At 55.7% G+C, this 15,908-nt stretch carries 15 protein-coding genes, 1 pseudogene, 1 riboswitch and 1 other annotated feature (1 of these 18 running past the window's edge); of the genes and pseudogenes, 5 read left to right on the top strand and 11 right to left on the bottom strand.

The genetic code is table 11. From position 1 onward, the window contains the following. Window positions 1-7: 7 nt before the first annotated feature. A riboswitch (Fluoride riboswitch) is annotated at window positions 8-69 on the bottom strand. 185 nt (window positions 70-254) lie between these two features. Genes AC236I_RS14630 through AC236I_RS14620 form a run of 3 tightly spaced genes read right to left on the bottom strand, consistent with a single transcriptional unit; the run spans window position 255 to window position 2,029 of the window. After that, window positions 255-794 (bottom strand): septation protein A, encoded by a 540-nt coding sequence (locus AC236I_RS14630; RefSeq protein WP_004860967.1) that lies wholly within the window; start codon window positions 792-794, stop codon window positions 255-257. 52 nt (window positions 795-846) lie between these two features. Further along, the gene (locus AC236I_RS14625) at window positions 847-1,590 is read right to left on the bottom strand and encodes a YciC family protein (protein ID WP_004860970.1); all 744 of its coding nucleotides are present in this window, start codon (window positions 1,588-1,590) and stop codon (window positions 847-849) included. Window positions 1,591-1,615: 25 nt separating this feature from the next. Then, window positions 1,616-2,029, bottom strand: coding sequence for a YkgJ family cysteine cluster protein (locus AC236I_RS14620; protein ID WP_004860973.1), 414 nt, complete (start codon window positions 2,027-2,029; stop codon window positions 1,616-1,618). A 271-nt stretch (window positions 2,030-2,300) separates the two neighbouring features. On the opposite strand from AC236I_RS14620, the gene ompW reads away from it, so the two are divergent. Both ompW and AC236I_RS14610 read left to right on the top strand, forming a co-directional pair. Continuing rightward, window positions 2,301-2,936: an outer membrane protein OmpW gene (gene ompW, locus AC236I_RS14615; RefSeq protein ID WP_015584581.1), complete on the top strand. Its 636-nt coding sequence runs from the start codon at window positions 2,301-2,303 to the stop codon at window positions 2,934-2,936. A 1,048-nt stretch (window positions 2,937-3,984) separates the two neighbouring features. After that, window positions 3,985-4,153 (top strand): annotated as a pseudogene (locus AC236I_RS14610) (ISL3 family transposase); the annotation flags it as partial. 185 nt (window positions 4,154-4,338) lie between these two features. Here the strand turns inward: AC236I_RS14610 and AC236I_RS14605 are convergent. After that, a complete protein-coding gene (locus tag AC236I_RS14605) occupies window positions 4,339-5,454 on the bottom strand; it encodes a nickel/cobalt efflux protein RcnA (RefSeq protein ID WP_015584579.1) in 1,116 nt (371 codons plus the stop codon). A gap of 119 nt (window positions 5,455-5,573) precedes the next feature. On the opposite strand from AC236I_RS14605, the gene rcnR reads away from it, so the two are divergent. Further along, the gene (gene rcnR / locus AC236I_RS14600; protein ID WP_004860981.1) at window positions 5,574-5,846 is read left to right on the top strand and encodes a Ni(II)/Co(II)-binding transcriptional repressor RcnR; all 273 of its coding nucleotides are present in this window, start codon (window positions 5,574-5,576) and stop codon (window positions 5,844-5,846) included. Window positions 5,847-5,935: 89 nt separating this feature from the next. Here rcnR and AC236I_RS14595 read toward each other — a convergent pair whose 3' ends face one another. Continuing rightward, a complete protein-coding gene (locus tag AC236I_RS14595; protein WP_004860983.1) occupies window positions 5,936-6,637 on the bottom strand; it encodes an SDR family NAD(P)-dependent oxidoreductase in 702 nt (233 codons plus the stop codon). Window positions 6,638-6,757: 120 nt separating this feature from the next. On the opposite strand from AC236I_RS14595, the gene AC236I_RS14590 reads away from it, so the two are divergent. Further along, window positions 6,758-7,660, top strand: coding sequence for a LysR family transcriptional regulator (locus AC236I_RS14590; protein WP_015584578.1), 903 nt, complete (start codon window positions 6,758-6,760; stop codon window positions 7,658-7,660). 164 nt (window positions 7,661-7,824) lie between these two features. Here AC236I_RS14590 and AC236I_RS14585 read toward each other — a convergent pair whose 3' ends face one another. Beyond that, window positions 7,825-8,772 carry a quinone oxidoreductase family protein gene (locus AC236I_RS14585; RefSeq protein ID WP_015584577.1) on the bottom strand — a complete coding sequence of 316 codons (948 nt, stop codon included), beginning with the start codon at window positions 8,770-8,772 and terminating at the stop codon, window positions 7,825-7,827. Between the two features lie 75 nt (window positions 8,773-8,847). Here AC236I_RS14585 and AC236I_RS14580 point away from each other — a divergent pair, with 75 nt between their 5' ends. After that, on the top strand, window positions 8,848-9,303 hold the full coding sequence (locus AC236I_RS14580) for a MarR family winged helix-turn-helix transcriptional regulator (protein ID WP_032717281.1): 456 nt from the start codon (window positions 8,848-8,850) through the stop codon (window positions 9,301-9,303). 34 nt (window positions 9,304-9,337) lie between these two features. Here the strand turns inward: AC236I_RS14580 and trpA are convergent, their stop codons facing one another. Genes trpA through AC236I_RS14555 form a run of 5 tightly spaced genes read right to left on the bottom strand, consistent with a single transcriptional unit; the run spans window position 9,338 to window position 15,869 of the window. Then, window positions 9,338-10,147: a tryptophan synthase subunit alpha gene (gene trpA, locus AC236I_RS14575; RefSeq protein WP_032724694.1), complete on the bottom strand. Its 810-nt coding sequence runs from the start codon at window positions 10,145-10,147 to the stop codon at window positions 9,338-9,340. After that, complete coding sequence (gene trpB, locus AC236I_RS14570; RefSeq protein ID WP_004860995.1) at window positions 10,147-11,340, bottom strand: tryptophan synthase subunit beta; 1,194 nt, start codon at window positions 11,338-11,340, stop codon at window positions 10,147-10,149. Before trpB ends, trpA begins: the two co-directional genes overlap by 1 nt. 9 nt (window positions 11,341-11,349) lie before the next feature. Further along, window positions 11,350-12,708, bottom strand: a complete 1,359-nt coding sequence (gene trpCF / locus AC236I_RS14565; RefSeq protein ID WP_015584574.1) for a bifunctional indole-3-glycerol-phosphate synthase TrpC/phosphoribosylanthranilate isomerase TrpF — start codon at window positions 12,706-12,708, stop codon at window positions 11,350-11,352. Window positions 12,709-12,711: 3 nt separating this feature from the next. After that, window positions 12,712-14,307, bottom strand: coding sequence for a bifunctional anthranilate synthase glutamate amidotransferase component TrpG/anthranilate phosphoribosyltransferase TrpD (gene trpD, locus AC236I_RS14560; protein WP_004860999.1), 1,596 nt, complete (start codon window positions 14,305-14,307; stop codon window positions 12,712-12,714). Beyond that, window positions 14,307-15,869: an anthranilate synthase component 1 gene (locus AC236I_RS14555; RefSeq protein WP_004861001.1), complete on the bottom strand. Its 1,563-nt coding sequence runs from the start codon at window positions 15,867-15,869 to the stop codon at window positions 14,307-14,309. The genes trpD and AC236I_RS14555 overlap by 1 nt, the downstream gene beginning before the upstream one ends. A 34-nt stretch (window positions 15,870-15,903) precedes the next feature. Continuing rightward, window positions 15,904-15,908 (bottom strand) — a sequence feature (Trp leader region) (it continues 91 nt past the right edge of the window).

Here is a 15,908-nt window from a genome sequence, read left to right as displayed (position 1 = left end):
CCGGGAATAAAAAGCAGGCATCATTAGCCACATGGCGGTTCAAGGGGGAATGCCATCCCCTGTGAGGCTCATTTTACAAGGTGAAACGCGTCAGCTGAAGCGTTTTCTGCACAAAAGTCGGAACAGGGAAACGGCAAGTCAGGCGATGCTTAAGAGAGATAGTTGCCCATGCTGAAAACGAGAACAAGACGATGAGAGTGGAACTCGTCACGCAAAGAAGGGCGGGGGCAGAAGCGCTACCCCCGGCTTCTTAATTAGTGGTTATCGTCCTGCGGCATATGGCGATAGATGTATACGCCGCTCAACAGCGTGAAGACCAGCGTCAGCGCCGTCAGGCCGAAGACCTTGAAGTTGACCCAGATATTCTGCGGCAACCAGAAGGCGATGTAGATATTGGCCAGACCGCAGAGAATAAAAAACAGCGCCCAGGCGAGATTCAGACGCGACCAGACCTGCTGTGGCAGGGTCAGCTCTTTCCCGAGCATGCGTTGAATCAATGGTTTTTTCATTACCCATTGGCTGAACAGCAAGGCGCCGGCAAACAGAGCGTAGATGACCGTGACCTTCCATTTTATAAACTCATCGTTATGGAAGAAAATGGTCAGGCCGCCAAATACGGCAACCAGCACAAAGGTAATCAGCGCCATCTTTTCGACTTTACGATAGCGTACCCAGGTATAGATCAGCACGATAGCGGTGGCGATAATCAGCGCGGTGGTTGCGGCGTAGATATCGTAAAGTTTGTAGAAGGCGAAGAAGACTACCAGCGGTAAAAAATCCAGAAACTGCTTCATACATCGGACCCGTCGTTCAGATAGGGCCGGAAGAGTCCCGGCCCAGGTTAATTTAGTTGCGGATAAGCATATACAGGCGGAACAAATAGATCAGCAACAGCGCAGATATCAGATTGCTGATCGTATTGATTACCACCGCGCCGACGTTCGGCGTCAGTACCGCAAAGCTGGATGCAAACAGCAGCAGGAGTGTTTTCGCCAGCAGCCAGCCAATCACCGCCGGGGCGACCAGACGCATATTGGCCCACACCAGACGCATACTGCTGCGCATGGCGTTAAAAATTCCCAGCTTATCCTGCACCAGCATGACAGGGGCAAAAGCCAGTACGATAGCGAGCAGCACGCCCGGTACCAGCACCAGCATCATCCCCATCTGCACCACAAAGGTGGTGAACAGAATCAGCAGCAGCAGCTTTGGCAGTACCGGCGCAGAAGCGCCGATAGCGCGCAGCGCGCTGACCCGCTGTCCGGCGGAGACCAGCTGAATCATCAGCAGCACGCCGCCGGCAAGAATGGCATTACCCACCAGACCGGAGAAGGTCGATGCGGCCGAGGCGCGCAGCAGGATCTGCTGTTGCTCTGGGGTCATGTTTTGTACCAGCTCAAACAGCCCGGCGCTCCCCGCCAGATTATCCCCTTCGCTCAGAATCGAGAGCTGCTCTTCACTGGGTGAAAAAGCATGGCCAAGGACTACCGTAATTAACGCGCATAACAACGCAATCAGCAAAATGGTGACAAACTGATTACGAAAAAAATTTCCCGTGTCACGGTAGACGGTCTTCGCCGTGATAGACATGCACTCTCCTTGAGTATTGCAGGTGTTAACTAGCCGGCGATTGTACCGCAAATCCCTCGCAGGTAGCAGCCTCTGCCGCTGTCAGGCTAAGTATATCTTTGTAAAGAGGGATGAGCGGCGGCAGGCCGTAGCGGGCGCGGGCCCGGTTGCAGGCTTCGTTTACCTCGCCGCCTTCACCGGACTGGCTGAATTCGCGGCAGGGAGAGGGGCGATGCCGATAAATTGAGCAGTGCACCGATTCACCGATTTCACCTTTGAGGGCGGCGCAGCGGATTTGTCGTTGGTTGGTGCCGCTCATGCAGCGCAGAAAAGGGGTGAGCGGCTCGGTAAGCCTGGTCGGCACAACGCCGCCGGCATCATCGGCTTCCGCCCAGTAGAAAGAGACTCGAAAATACGCACAACAGGCACCGCACGTCATGCACGGGTTGATTTCACTCATGATTACACCTGATAAAAACGCATCAACACAGATTGTCGGCAGATAAATTATCCAGACGCATCGAGGGCGGCAAGAGGCGGGAAAAAATTTTTGCGACTCGAACAGTGAAAATTGATGCGAATGTGAGTTTTTTGGTATCGCCATGAAAGTAAAAATTAATCTGGATCAATAAATGTTAAATCTTACAACTTTATGTGATCCAGAACGGATCAAAGGTAACTCGTTATGGGTATATTGGCCCGCGCTGAATAACCATAATGAGGAAGTGGATATGAAAAAGTTAGCAGCGGTTGGCATTATTTTGAGTACCCTTTCCGGCAGCGTCTGGGCGCATGAAGCCGGGGAGTTCTTTATTCGCGCGGGTTCTGCCACCGTTCGACCGACGGAAGGTTCTGATAACGTATTAGGCAGTCTGGGTGGGTTTAACGTCAGTAATAACACGCAGCTGGGCTTGACCTTCACCTATATGGCGACGGACAACATCGGCGTTGAACTGCTGGCGGCTACGCCATTTCGTCACAAGGTTGGCACCGGCCCGACCGGGACCATCGCCACCGTGCATCAGCTGCCGCCAACGCTGATGGCGCAATGGTACTTTGGCGATGCCCAGAGCAAAGTGCGCCCGTATATCGGGGCAGGTATTAACTACACCACCTTCTTTAATGCAGACTTTAATGACACCGGTAAAAATGCCGGATTGAGCGATCTGAGTCTTAAAGACTCCTGGGGTGCGGCAGGTCAGGTGGGGCTGGATTACCTGATTAACCGCGACTGGTTGCTGAACATGTCGGTGTGGTACATGGATATCGACACCGATGTGAAATTTAAAGCCGGCGGCGTGGACCAGAAAGTCAGTACCCGTATCGACCCGTGGGTGTTTATGTTCTCTGCCGGCTACCGGTTCTGAGTTCCTCTACAAAACTCCTGCAAAACCCTTCTGCAAAGCTGGTCGTTATACGGCCAGTTTTTCCACTCTTTCCCCCGAGAATCACTGTACCTGTCTGGTATGCCCGGGCAGTATTATGCTGTTAGCCTGAATATTGACATCGAGGCGTTCAGAGCGTGATGTATAAACGCCTCGAAGACGCGCTGCAGCGTGACTTGTTGTTATCCAGCGAACGCCGTGACACCTGCATTTCTGAGTCGCAGGGATGACTAAAGCTCACAGTTAACGCTGAGGGCTTTCTACAGGACAAGTTTTCAATAGTGACGACAGAAGAAAAAAACTAGAACTTTTCATTTTTTAATTTTAATAAATAATCATAAACTATTTTTCTATTTGCTTTTCCGGAATCATAAAATTCTTTTAAGGGGCAAATGAAAGAGACTTTACCCATCTCTTCTTCCTGAAAGGGTGCTATTGAGTCGGTGCGATAATTTTCACCACTTAAGGCTTTCATGTTAAACTGTTTATTCGAATGTGGTTTGTCTTTGAATTTGTTTATGCCTATAAGAGTGAAGCCATTGATTGTTGAATATGCTATGTACCATGCTTTATTGGAGTAAAAATTGATTTTTTTAGCTTGAATATATCATGGATGTCGAGTTTTTTTTGGGAGTGTATTTTTTTTAAAGCTCGCGTTATGCATGTCTTGATCAGTATAAAATCAATTAAGGTGCTTAATATGACTACTGTAAAGAACAGGATTACTGATATGGATGATAAGTAAAGAAAGGCTTCAACGGCATTATCTGAAAAAGAAATGTATGCTATAGAAAAGGCTAGTATTATCCACATTAAAATACCAAATATAGTTTCTTTTTTATTGTGTGATTTCATTATGCTTCTTATCACATAAACCAGGAAGCTTAATAGAATGGCACCAAAAAATATTAAAGAAAAATCTGGCATGTTGTTTTCCCTACGGTTAAGGTTATTCGATGAGTAACATCATACAGTTGAATGAGCATTATTGTAATACTTATGCTTATAGATAATCGAAGCTGGATGTTATGCGGTTGACGGCATAATGTTCTGGTCTGTAAGACGTGGACTTGCCAGAACAAAAAACGTTATCGGCCATGCATATGTCATGTGGGCGAAGTCGTTTTTACGAAGGACACCGGTATATAAAGGTGATTTCCGATCGAGAAGGGCGAGCGCTGGACTTAACGGATGATCGCTGGCTATATAAGAGCAGCGTGTATCCACGTGCCCAGAGCATAAGGAAAAGTGGCGAGAACCGAGCGGATAAAGGCGGCGAATAAAGCCGCCGGCTATTAATCCGCGGGGTTATGGTCAGTCAGCCTGTTCATCTTCTTGATACTCAGCGGGAAGAAGAGGAACAAGAGGAATAAGATGAACAGGATTAGCGCAGCAGGACGATCCCGCTGTGGATAGCCAGATAGATCCCCATGACGGCAATCAGCAGGCTTGAAAAATAGGGCGCTCTGCGGGCAAGGGTATAAAAGCCGTCCCAGCGTCTGGCGACCTGACGGACGCCGATTGCGGCACCCACCCCCACCGTCACCAGCGTCAGGGCAAGTCCAATACTAAAACTCACCACCAGCGTTGCGCCCAGCGCCAGGGCTTTGATCTGGATACAAATCAACATCACCGTAATGGCTGCGGGACAGGGGATTAATCCGCCGGTCAGGCCAAAAAGTAAAATCTGCCCGTTGGTGACCTCTTTATCGGTGAACCGTTTTTCAATGTCGTGCGCGTGGGCCAGTTCGTGAGCATCCCGGTACTCTGCGGAATTGATATCCAGTCCTTCAAGTTCCGTATGATCGTGCGTATGTTCATGCTCGCAAAATTCCAAATCGTAATCATGGACATGGCCGCGATGTCCCAGCGACAGTCGAACGACAAAATCATGTGGTTCCGGAATGGGGGATGTTGACTGCAGATAGCTGCCGCAATCGACAAAATCAAATGATTGCGTACCAGCGGGCGTTTCTCGCTGCGTCACTAACGAAACAGTACCGGCATCCCACTCTTTACCGCTGAGCGTGCGTATGCGCCAGTGCGGCGGCTGACCTTGTTCAAAAATGGACAGTTCCACTGTGCCATGACCGGTATCAATCAGTTTTGATTCATCATGATGATGCCGTTCGCTCTCCTGTCGGGCGGCCAGCCAGTCTTTTTCTCCCCTCCAGGTTCGGCAGAACATCCAGACGGCGGTGCCGAGAATGATGATGGCAGAAACCAGCTGCAGCCACGGCTCAGCTGATTCTGCGGTAAAGCGGTTACTGATGTACATTCCGCCAAAAGCAATCAACCAGACGATGGCGGTGTGTGAAAGAGTGGCTGCGAGCCCGAGCATGGCAGCCTGTCTGGCCGTCCCTTTGATGGCGATGATGAAGGCCGCCATCATCGTTTTTGAATGTCCTGGTTCCAGTCCATGAAGCGCGCCAAGGAGCACCGCGCCAGGAATGAAGAACCAGGCGTTTCCCTGCTGGAGCAGCGTTGTAAAGTCGGTCATGAGTCGAATTCTGGGTCGTGGAGGGTGTCTGGATTCTACTCCCCCCCAGTACCAAATACTACCCCCCAGTAGAATCGTAATGGTATAATCAGCATGATTTTTCCATGGGAGATTGCAGCATGTCGCATACCATCCGCGATCAAAAAAAGCTTAAAGCCCGCACCAACAAGATACAGGGGCAGGTCATTGCGCTGAAAAAAATGCTCGATGAACCGCATGAATGTGCCGCTGTACTCCAACAGATCGCCGCAATACGCGGGGCGGTCAATGGATTAATGCGTGAGGTCATTAAGGGCCATTTGGTCGAGCACATTGTTCATGAAGGGGATGAGGCGAAGCGAGAAACCGATCTGGACGTTGTCCTCAAGGTCCTCGACTCCTATATCAAGTAAGCAGCCGGTCGTGAATCATAAAACCGGCTACATGCCCTGAAACAAGAGTCAGGGACGCCGGGATGGTTGTGCGTCGTCCATTAAACCGATCACCACGGCACGGTTCTTCCTTGATAATCCAGGTACTCCAGACCAGGCCTCTGCTGTTTCGCCAGCAGCACGGTAACCAGATGAGGAATCGTCTCTTCGATACTCAGCGGCGCGTCATCGCCACCCAGCGCGGTTCGAATCCATCCCGGTGCCATCACCACCAGCGGACGTGATGCCGAGCGGGCGGCAAAACTGCGCATAAACATATTCAGCGCTGCTTTGCTGCCGCGATAGAGCTCGCGCTGGCCGCGGAGATTATTGGTCAGGCTACCCTGGCCTGAGGACATCGCGCCCAGCAGCCCCTGCGGCGTCACGTGGTGCTGTAGGCGTTCAAGTACCCGCATTGGCGCAAGGGCATTGGTCAGCATCACCTCAACAAATTCCGCGGTGGAGACTTCGCCAATGGTCTGCGTCGGATCGCGATTGGTGGTTCCCGCATTAACAAACAGCATCGCCAGGCGGTCAGCGGAGAGCTTTGTATCCAGCGCGGCCAGCTGGTCATCATCACACACATCCAGCGTTTCCAGGCGTACCCGATCGGGGTTTTCCTGCGCGAGTTGATGAAGCGGAGTGGTGGATTGAATATCGCGAACGGTGCCGATTACATTCCAGCCATGGCGCAGAAATTCAGCAGCCATCGCGTGGCCGAGGCCGCGTGAAGCGCCGACAATCAGTACGGTAGGGCGAACGGTCGTGGTCATAATAAAACTCCTGAGCAAAGCGTGAGTCCATGACTATAGTCATAGGACATATCAGGCGGAAGGCGCAGCATTTGCAGTAATATGCTGCAGCAGACGCCATGACTGAACCCAGGAACTTAAATGACCGATCCCGATTTCAATTTACTCGTGGCGCTGGATATTTTACTGGCGGAAGAGAGCGTGGCGGGGGCGGCGCGCCGCTCCGGTCTCAGCGCCTCGGCGATGAGCCGTACCCTGACCCGTCTGCGTGAGGTTACCGGTGACCCGTTACTGGTGAGAGCCGGGCGCAAAATGGTCTTAACGCCGCATGCGCAAAACTTAAAAGCGCGAACGCAAAACGTGGTGTCTGAGATGCGTTCGGTGCTCAACAACGCCGCTGCGCCGCTTCATCTTCCGACGCTGGAGCAAACCTTTACTCTGCGTACCAACGAGGGATTTGTTGACGCTTTTGCCCCGGCACTAATTTGCGCCTGCGCGGCGCAGGCGCCGGGAGTGAAGCTTAACTTCGTCGCCAAAAGTGAAAAAGGGCCGCAGTTTCTGCGCGACGGGAGCGTGGATCTGGAGATTGGGGTGCTGAAAAATATGGGACCGGAAATTCGGCTGCAGGCGTTGTTTCGCGATCGTTTTGTTGGCGTAGTGGCTAAAACACATCCGCTGGCGCAGGGAGGACAAATCACTCGCGAGCGTTATGCCGCCTGCGAACATGTGATTGTTTCCCGCCACGGGATGGTGCACGGACCCGTTGATCAGGCGCTGGCGGAATTGGGGCTGAGCCGCAAAATTGCGGCGGTGGTGCCGGGTTTTACCGCTGCGCTGGCGGTTGCCCGAGGCTCGCAGCTGGTGGCGCTGGTCCCGGCCTCTTGCCTGCGTCATGGCCTGCAGGAGGGCATCGTCGCCTTTGAACTGCCGGTCAGCACACCGGAGATTACCGTCTCGCAGATGTGGCATCCGCGTCAGGAGCTTGCCCCCGGTCATGCCTGGCTACGCCAGCAGGTGTTGAGCGTGTGTCGGCCGGTGGCATGATGGCAAAAAAAAAGCCCGCACAAGTGCGGGCGAAAAATACTGGAAGCAATGTGAGCAATGTCGTACCGAATACCTGAGTGTTTTGCTCAACTATTCGGTAATGAGAAAGATAATGGTTCTCATCTAAGATATCAACCCCATCTTTTGTGCGGAAGCGTTTTTTTTTAGCTGAGCAGAAAGACGGTCCGTTTCTGGCTGTTATCACGCGGCCATGCGCTCGCTACTTCGCTGAGCGCAAGCGGGGTGGTGGCGATGGTAAAACCACCTGCAACGGCAGCCTGCAGCATTTCACCGGTTGCCGCCAGCAGCTGCGGCATCGACAGGCTACCGATACCACTGCCCATCAGCTGCAGCGGGGCCGCTCTCAGTACCGCGCCGTTGAGCGCAATTTCAGCGCCGGAAAGCGAACCCACCTGGACGTAGCGCACCGGCGCGTTGCCTGGACTGTGTTTCGCCAGCGCCGGCAGCATCAGTTCGGCGCTGCGGCCCCAGAGATAATCCACCACCACATCAACCTGCTGCGCCGCCTGTTCGCTGAATTGTGCCTGTAGCGTCAGATCGTCTGCCGTTAAGTCGATGCAGACGTCGGCGCCGAGGGCGGCCAGCATCTGGGTATTCCGGCCGGTGACGATGATCTTCCTTGCGCCGAGGAAGCGGGCAATCTGTACCGCAAGCTGACCGGCGCTGCCGGTTGCGCCGTTGATCAGTACGCTCTCTCCGGCAGCCAGTCCGGCACGCTTTACGAGCGCCGCCCAGGCGGACATGCCAGGATTTGCCATCGCCGCGGCGGTAATATCATCCAGGTTATCTGGTAAAGGCAGGCAGTTCTCGACGGCGACCGGCGCCCACTGCGCCATGCTGCCCCAGGGCGCAGTGGGGAAGGCAAAATAGACCCGCTGCCCATCGGCCAGCGTTCCAACGCCATCAATGCCGACCACAAACGGTAGCCGGCCGTCGAAACTGTAATGCTTACCGGAGGCGCGACCTTTCACCACATGGCTGATGGCGGCGGCATTCACTTTTACCAGGGAGTGACGGGCATCGGCCTGCGGATCGGTAAAATCGGCCCAGACAGGACCCTGTTGCAGATCGAAAACTACGGCTGCTTTCATAATGTTATCTCCTGAAGGCAATTATGTGTAAAATGCACATAATAGATAACGGCACTATACCCGGTTAAAAAATATATGCAAGATGCACATAATAATTACGATATTACCGATTTCCACGGCGCGCTGCTCGATATCATTAGCGTGATGAACCAGCCCGTTCGCGATGAACAGCTGCTTCAGGCCGCGGATGTGCAAATCGATCAAATCCTGTTTCCACTGCTGGTGGCCATCGGACGCTACGGGCCGGTGGGCGTTGTGGAGCTGGCGGATAGTCTGGGGCGCGATTACACCACCGTCAGTCGGCAGGTAAAAAAACTGGAGGCGCAGGGACTGGCGCTCAAACAGCCTAATATCCACGATCGGCGGATCAGCGAAGTCACCTTGAGCGAGCAGGGAAAAACCGTGATTGAACGCATCGCGGTGGCGAGGACACGGCTGATGAATCAGGTACTGGCAGAGTGGAGTGAGGAAGAGGTTGAGGCGCTGTTTCGTCTGACGCGCAAATACGCCGACAGCTTGCAGCGGAAATAACCGCCCGGCACTGGCGCCAGGCGGCGGAGGCAAGTTATGCCGCTTTAGTCGCTGCCTTCAGGCTCTGCACGAATGCTTTGAGCTCGGCCAGCATGGTCTGCGGATCGTTAACATTGCGCTCGATAATTTTCACGATCGCTGAACCGGAAATCGCTCCGGCAGCTCCGGCTTCAAGCGCAGCGGTCACCTGCTCCGGCGCGGAGATGCCAAAGCCCTGCAGCGGCGGTGCGGCGTTATATTCGGCCAGCTTTTCCACCAGGTGGTGCAGCGGCAGCGCGGCGCGGTTTTCCGCTCCGGTCACGCCGGCGCGTGACAGCAGGTAGGTATAGCCGCGGCCCCAGGAGGCAATCTGGCGCAGCAGGTCATCATCGGCGTTAGGCGGGCAGATGAAGATCGGCGCGATATTATGGCGCAGCGCCGCCTGGCGGAACGGGGCGGACTCTTCAATCGGGACATCGGCGACCAGCACCGAATCGACGCCCACTCGCTCGCATTGGGCATAAAATTCGTCAATACCCGGGCTGAATACCAGGTTGGCGTACATCAGCAGGCCAATCGGAATAGTCGGGTGTTTGTGGCGAATCGCCGCCAGCATTTCAAAACATTGCGCTGGATTGACACCCGCGGCAAAGGCGCGCAGGGTTGCGCCCTGAATCGTCGGGCCATCCGCCAGCGGATCGGAGAAGGGGATCCCCAGTTCCAGTGCGTCGGCACCGGCTTCAATCAGCGTATCGATGATCTTTAGCGACTGCTCAGGGTTCGGATCGCCGAGGGTGACGAAGGGAACAAACGCGCCTTCCCGGCGGGTTTTCAGTTGTGCAAACAGCGTCTCATAACGTTCCATCAGATTTCCCCTCGCGCTTTCAGAATATCGTGTACGGTGAAGATGTCTTTGTCGCCGCGACCGGACAGGTTAACCACCAGCAGCTGCTCTTTTTCCGGGTTTTCACGCATCATTTTCAGCGCATGTGCCAGAGCGTGAGAGGACTCCAGCGCCGGAATAATCCCTTCATGGCGGGAGAGCGCTTTGAAGGCCTCCAGCGCTTCGTTATCGGTGATTGACACGTAATCGGCGCGGCCGGTACTGTTGAGGAAAGCGTGCTGTGGGCCAACGGACGGGAAATCCAGACCGGCGGAAATGGAGTAGGACTCTTCAATCTGGCCGTCTGCGGTTTGCATCATCGGTGACTTCATACCGAAGTAGATGCCGACGCGACCATGCTTCAGCGGCGCGCCGTGTTCACCGGTTTCAATCCCGTGACCCGCAGGCTCGACGCCGATCAGACCGACGTTGGTTTCATCGATAAAGTCAGCAAACATACCGATAGCGTTGGATCCACCGCCGACGCAGGCGATGACCGCATCCGGAAGACGTCCTTCTTTTTCAAGAATTTGCGCTTTGGTCTCTTCGCCAATCATGCGCTGGAATTCACGCACGATGGTCGGGAACGGGTGCGGGCCCGCCGCGGTACCGAGCATATAGTGCGCGGTCTCATAGCTGCCAGACCAGTCGCGCAGCGCTTCGTTACAGGCATCTTTCAGCGTGGCGGAACCGCTGTGCACCGGAATCACTTCGGCACCCATTAATCGCATGCGGAACACGTTCGGCGACTGACGTTCGACGTCTTTTGCGCCCATATAGATGCGGCACTTCAGGCCGAGCAGAGCGCTGGCGAGTGCGGACGCCACGCCGTGCTGACCGGCGCCGGTTTCGGCGATAATTTCGGTTTTACCCATCCGTTTAGCCAGCAGCGCCTGACCCAGCACCTGGTTGGTTTTGTGCGCGCCGCCGTGCAGCAGATCTTCGCGCTTCAGATACAGCGTGGTGCGGGTCCCTTCGGTCAGGTTACGGCATTTAGTCAGCGCCGTTGGACGACCGGCGTAGTTTTTCAGCAGGTCGGTAAATTCCGCCTGAAAGGCAGGATCTTTCTGCGCGCTGACGAACGCTTCTTCCAGCTGGCGCAGGGCGGGCATCAGAATCTGCGGGACGTACATACCGCCAAATTCGCCAAAATAGGGATTAAGTAAAGTGCTCATTATTGCTCCTTAATATGCGCGCAGTGTTTGAAACACCGAAGCCAGTTTGCTGGGATCTTTAATACCCGGCTGCGACTCTACGCCTGAATTGAAATCGAGTCCGGCACAGCCGCTTTTCGCCGCTTCTACACAGTTATCGGCGCCCAGGCCGCCTGCCAGAATGACATTACGCAGGTCCTGGCCCTGCAGCAGCGTCCAGTCGAAACGCTGGCCGCTACCGCCCTGGCCATTATCGAAAACATACTTATCGACATGGGTGAAGTGACGTGAGGGCAGCGTGTCGCTGACGCTGAGGGCTTTCCAGATCTGCACCGACTGCGGAAGGGCCGCACGCAGGGCGTCAATATAGGTCTGATCTTCGCTGCCGTGCAGTTGAATTGCCGCCAGCTGAAGCTGTTCTGCCCGGGCGGCGACCGCCTCGACGGGCGCATCGCGGAAGACGCCAACGTAGCGCAGCGGAGCGGACTGAATAATCTCTTTCGCCTGGGCATCGTTGACGGCGCGCGGCGAGGAGGGAACAAAAATCAGCCCGCCATAAATTGCGCCGGATTCACAGGCGATCTGTGCATCCTGAGGCCGGGTCAGGCCGCAAACTTTATTCTCGCCGAGCAGCACGCGCTTCACCGCAGCATCGAGATCCGCCTGTTCCATCAAGGCGGAACCGATCAGGAAACCGTTGGCAAAATGGCTGAGTTCGCGCACTTCGGCGTAAGTATGGATACCGGATTCGCTGATCACCGTCACATCATGATCCAGGCGCGGCGCCAGCTGGCGGGTGCGGTTCAGATCAATCGACATATCGCGCAGGTCGCGGTTGTTAATCCCGACCACTTTAGCCTTCAGCGCAATGGCGCGCTCCAGCTCCTCTTCGTTGCTGACTTCAGTCAGCACGCCCATGTTCAGGCTATGGGCCACGGCGGCCAGCTGACGGTAGCTATCGTCATCCAGCACCGACAGCATCAGCAGGCAGGCGTCGGCCTGGTAGTAGCGCGCCAGGTAGATCTGGTAAGGATCGATGGTGAAGTCCTTGCACAGAATCGGCTGCGGCGCGATGGCGCTGACGATCGGCAGAAAGTCGAAGCTGCCCTGGAAATATTTCTCGTCGCACAGGACCGAGATGGCCGAGGCATAATTTTTATAGACGCCGGCGATGGTCGCCGGGTCAAAATCCTGGCGAATCAGTCCTTTCGACGGAGACGCTTTTTTGCATTCCAGAATAAACGCGGTGCGCGTACCGGCGAGCGCATCGTAAAAATTACGCTGAGTCGGGACGACGTCGTTCTGAAAACTGGCTAGCGGTTGCTGTTGTTTGCGGGCTTCTACCCAAATCGCTTTGTCGGCAACGATTTTTGCTAAAACGGTCTGCATTATTTACCCTCTTGCCGCTAATGCGGTCACTCTGTCATAGGCCGCTCCGCTGCGCAGCACGTCGATCACCCGCTGAGCGTTGGCCTTCAGGTCTTCATGCCCGTACAGGCGCATCAGCATGGCGACGTTGGCGGCGACGGCGGCTTCGTGAGCGGCTTCACCTTTACCTTGTAGCAAGCGCGTCAGAATGTCACGGTTTTCTTCCGGCGTGCCGCCGGCCAGCTGCTCCTGATGGTAAGGGGTGAGACCAAAGTCATTGGCCGTCAGCTGATAGCTTTTGATTTCCCCGTTATTCAACTCGGCGACCACCGTCGGCGCATGCAGCGACACTTCATCCATCCCGCCGCTGTGAACCACCGCAGCACGCTGGTAGCCCAGCACGCGCAGGGTTTCGGCAATCGGCAGCACCAGTTCCGGGCTGTAGACGCCAATCAGCGCCAGCGGCGGATGCGCCGGGTTAATCAGCGGCCCGAGCACGTTGAACAGCGTGCGGGTTTTCAGCTGCTGGCGAACCGGCATCGCATGGCGAAAACCGGTGTGATACTTCGGCGCAAACAGGAAGCAGACGCCCAGTTCATCCAGCGCGGTGCGGGACTTGTCGGCATTCATATCCAGGTTGATACCGAACGCCGCCAGCAGATCGGAAGAGCCCGACTTGCTCGATACGCTGCGGTTGCCGTGTTTGGCGACTTTCAGGCCGCAGGCCGCGGCCACAAAGGCGCTGGCGGTAGAAATGTTGATGCTGTTGCTGCCGTCGCCGCCGGTACCTACGATATCGGCGAACAGGTAATCCGGGCGCGGGAACGGCGCGGCGTTTTCCAGCAGGGCGGTTGCGGCGCCGGCAATCTCTTGCGGCTGTTCACCGCGCACTTTCATGCTCACCAGCGCGGCAGCCAGCTGCTCGGGTTTCACCTCGCCACGCACCACCGCAGAGAACAGCAGGTGGCTCTCCTGCTGGCTCAGGGTTTCCGCCTGATACAGCTTCTCGAGGATCGGCTGAATCACGTTGGTCTGCTCGAGTTTCTGCAGCGCCCATGCCAGGGTCTGCTCCAGTAGACGTGCGCCCTGGGTGGTGAGAATCGACTCAGGATGGAACTGGAAGCCGCAAACGCGATCGGCATCATGACGTACCGCCATGACCATCCCGTTAAAGTTGGCGTTGATGGTCAGCCCGGCCGGAATATTGCTGCCCACCAGCGAGTGATAACGCGCCACCGGCAGCGGGTTGGTCAGTCCGGCAAACATCGCCTGGCCATCATGTTCGATGCTGGAGGCTTTGCCGTGGAGGATTTCGCCGGCCTGGCCGACGTAGCCGCCGTAAGCTTCAACAATGGCCTGATGACCGAGGCAGATACCGATGATGGGCAGTTTGCCACGCATCCGGGTCAGCAGCTCCGGCATGCAGCCCGCTTCGCTGGGAGTCCCCGGCCCCGGAGAGAGCATCAGTACCGGATTATCCATCGTACCAATACGCTCAATTAAGGTCTGTGCCGGAACCGAGTTACGGTAAATCACCACGTTATGGCCGTTCGCGCGCAGCTGGTCTGCCAGGTTATAGGTAAAAGAGTCGATATTATCGAGCAGCAGAATGTCGGCCATCAGAAAGTCTCCTTAGCGTGGTGGGCCTGAGCAATTGCGCGCAGCACCGCGCGAGCTTTATTACGGGTTTCATCCGCTTCGGACTGAGGCACCGAATCCAGAACAATACCGGCGCCGGCCTGGACGGTGGCGATGCCGTCCTGCACATAGGCAGAACGAATCACGATGCAGGTATCGAGGTCGCCGTGGGCGGTAAAGTAACCCACCGCGCCGCCGTAGCTGCCGCGGCGTTTGCCTTCGGCGGCGGCGATAAGCTGCATGGCGCGTACTTTCGGCGCGCCGCTCAGGGTGCCCATGTTCATACAGGCGCGATAAGCATGCAGGACGTCGAGGTCGCTACGCAGTTCGCCCACCACGCGGGACACCAGGTGCATTACAAAGGAGTAGCGGTCAACTTTGGTCAGGTCGGCGACGTAGCGACTGCCCGGCGTACAGATTCGCGCGAGGTCGTTACGCGCCAGGTCAACCAGCATCAGATGCTCGGAAAGCTCTTTATGGTCAGTGCGCATTTCCAGTTCGATACGGCTGTCGAGGTCGCGATCCAGCGACCCGTCGGCGCGACGACCGCGTGGGCGGGTACCGGCAATCGGGTAGATCTCAATCTGGCGGCTGACGGCGTCATATTTCAGCGAGCTCTCTGGCGATGCGCCAAACAGAGAGAAGTCGTTATCCTGCATAAAGAACATGTACGGGCTGGGGTTGCTCTTTTTCAGGACGTCGTAGGCCGCCAGCGCCGACGGGCAGGGCAGAGAGAAGCGACGGGATGGCACCACCTGGAAGATTTCACCTGCGCGAATGGCGCGCTGCATTTTGCGTACCACCGCGCCGTACTCTTCATCGCTCTGATCGCAGTCGCAGGTCATCGATTCGACTTTAGTCACCGGCAGCGGCGCCGGCGGCTCGTTAAGCTGCTGGCGAAGCTGGGCAATCCGCTGTATCAGACGCTGTTTTTCATTTTCCAGCGGGGTGAACAGGCTCGACTGAATGCGGGTGTTTTTGGTCTGATGATCGATAACCAGCAGGGTTTCGGCCAGATAGAAGCAGTAGTCCGGACAGGCGGTGTCGCTTTCCAGCGGCGGCAGATTTTCAAAACCGGCCACCAGGTCATAGGCAAACAGGCCGCCGAAGAACATCGCTTCACGCTCGTCCGGCGGAACGGTGACCAGCTCCTGCAGCAGACGGAAGGCGTCAAAGACGGATAAAGAGCACAGGCGGGCATCTTCATCCAGCAGCGCGCTGACGGGCGGGAAGGTCAGGATCCGGCTATTGGGCTGGCGCTGATTGCCGATGCCCGAAGGCAGAGTATTATCCAGTAAATCCAGCAGGGCCGCGCCGTTAGCAGAAAGCGCCTGCAGGGTGACAGTGTCACCTAATGCGGTAATGCGCAGCGCGCTGTCAACCAGCAGCAGGCTTTTTAAATCGTCTTTGCTGTCGATGTCCGCCGATTCCAGCAGCAGCGTGGCCGGGCGGGCGCCGCACAGCTGGTGAAACAGCGCCGTGGGGTTTTCGCGATAGATGGCGTCGCTGGTGAGAAGCTCGAGTGCCGGTTTTGATGTTTGCATTATTGTTCTCGCCTTTCGGTATAATAATTTGTCCAATAA

It is taken from the genome of Klebsiella sp. Sb-30, from assembly GCF_057652795.1.
Note: the sequence above shows the minus strand (reverse complement) of the source record. Positions and strands in the feature narration are given on the sequence as shown.

Bases quoted from the DNA above. Each gene is read 5' to 3' on its own strand.
- AC236I_RS14630 (WP_004860967.1), bottom strand. From the start codon at position 794: ATGAAGCAGTTTCTGGATTTTTTACCGCTGGTAGTCTTCTTCGCCTTC.
- AC236I_RS14625 (WP_004860970.1), bottom strand. From the start codon at position 1,590: ATGTCTATCACGGCGAAGACCGTCTACCGTGACACGGGAAATTTTTTT.
- AC236I_RS14620 (WP_004860973.1), bottom strand. From the start codon at position 2,029: ATGAGTGAAATCAACCCGTGCATGACGTGCGGTGCCTGTTGTGCGTAT.
- ompW (WP_015584581.1), top strand. From the start codon at position 2,301: ATGAAAAAGTTAGCAGCGGTTGGCATTATTTTGAGTACCCTTTCCGGC.
- AC236I_RS14605 (WP_015584579.1), bottom strand. From the start codon at position 5,454: ATGACCGACTTTACAACGCTGCTCCAGCAGGGAAACGCCTGGTTCTTC.
- rcnR (WP_004860981.1), top strand. From the start codon at position 5,574: ATGTCGCATACCATCCGCGATCAAAAAAAGCTTAAAGCCCGCACCAAC.
- AC236I_RS14595 (WP_004860983.1), bottom strand. From the start codon at position 6,637: ATGACCACGACCGTTCGCCCTACCGTACTGATTGTCGGCGCTTCACGC.
- AC236I_RS14590 (WP_015584578.1), top strand. From the start codon at position 6,758: ATGACCGATCCCGATTTCAATTTACTCGTGGCGCTGGATATTTTACTG.
- AC236I_RS14585 (WP_015584577.1), bottom strand. From the start codon at position 8,772: ATGAAAGCAGCCGTAGTTTTCGATCTGCAACAGGGTCCTGTCTGGGCC.
- AC236I_RS14580 (WP_032717281.1), top strand. From the start codon at position 8,848: ATGCAAGATGCACATAATAATTACGATATTACCGATTTCCACGGCGCG.
- trpA (WP_032724694.1), bottom strand. From the start codon at position 10,147: ATGGAACGTTATGAGACGCTGTTTGCACAACTGAAAACCCGCCGGGAA.
- trpB (WP_004860995.1), bottom strand. From the start codon at position 11,340: ATGAGCACTTTACTTAATCCCTATTTTGGCGAATTTGGCGGTATGTAC.
- trpCF (WP_015584574.1), bottom strand. From the start codon at position 12,708: ATGCAGACCGTTTTAGCAAAAATCGTTGCCGACAAAGCGATTTGGGTA.
- trpD (WP_004860999.1), bottom strand. From the start codon at position 14,307: ATGGCCGACATTCTGCTGCTCGATAATATCGACTCTTTTACCTATAAC.
- AC236I_RS14555 (WP_004861001.1), bottom strand. From the start codon at position 15,869: ATGCAAACATCAAAACCGGCACTCGAGCTTCTCACCAGCGACGCCATC.